The sequence below is a fragment of the Gluconacetobacter sacchari genome (assembly GCF_014174255.1).
GTDB lineage: Bacteria > Pseudomonadota > Alphaproteobacteria > Acetobacterales > Acetobacteraceae > Gluconacetobacter > Gluconacetobacter sacchari.
In genome coordinates this window covers 1-936 of sequence record NZ_JABEQJ010000098.1, presented here as the reverse complement: position 1 = coordinate 936, position 936 = coordinate 1, and the positions used below count along the sequence as shown (strand labels likewise).

Here is a 936-nt window from a genome sequence, read left to right as displayed (position 1 = left end):
TGCAGTTGTATGCGAGTGCGACGAGTGTCCATTCAGTTGTGACTTTTGCAAGGCCACGCAGGCTGAATCTCCTGAAACCCATGACACTTTTGATAATTCCAAAGACCGGTTCAACGGTCTGTTTTCGTAGTCTGTAGAGGTCTCGGGCCTGTGTGGTTTCCAGTCTTGTCTTCATGGCAAGCCGCCAGGGTTCGGTGATCCGGCGCGGTTCCCTGTCTTCAGGAGGCGGCCGGAAGTCATAAGGCCTGCGGGCGCAAGGCCGTCCGATGGCGACCAGCAGATCGATATCCTTTTCCCGTAATTCCCGGACCGCCTGCCAGCTGGCGTAACCGGTATCGGCGAGCACCGTTTCGGGGAGACCGATCGTGTTTTCCATCGACAGCACCGTGCCGGCAAAAGATGGTGCGTCTGCTGAGGTGGCGACAACGTCGGTTGTCACAATCAACTGGCTGCCTTCGGCGCAGACCACGGCCTGGGCATTGTAAGCCTGCCGGAATTCATGGGCGTCCGAACGCCGCATGAGGCGGCTGTCGGGATCCGTCAGGCTGATCTGCCTCTCAGGTGGCGGCTCCTCATCGGGCGGTTTCGGCGCCCGACCGCGACGCCCTGTTTTTGCATCATAAGCGGCTTTTTTCTTCTCGTATGCGGGTCGCGCCGCCTCGGCCTGCGCCTTCGCATCGGCTTCCAGTCGGGCGCAGGCTTCGTCCAGCTTCGCTTTCAGCGTCTCCCGGCGGGCAAGTTCTTCGGGCAGGGCCTGTGGATCACTGTCTGTGGCGTCCGCGCGCTCTGCCTGTTCCATCAGTTGCGCGATATCCACCGCCAGTAGTTCGCGCAGGGCCTTGATCCGGTCGTAGCGCACCGAACGATATTTCGAGGCATCGGCATCGATTTTCGTGCCGTCGATCGACAACACGCCAAGACGCAGCAGGCCCGTCT

At 60.6% G+C, this 936-nt stretch carries 1 protein-coding gene; it reads right to left on the bottom strand.

From position 1 onward, the window contains the following. Positions 1-936, bottom strand: a 936-nt coding sequence (locus tag HLH48_RS22820) for a transposase (protein ID WP_182999729.1), incomplete at both ends; no start/stop codon positions are given.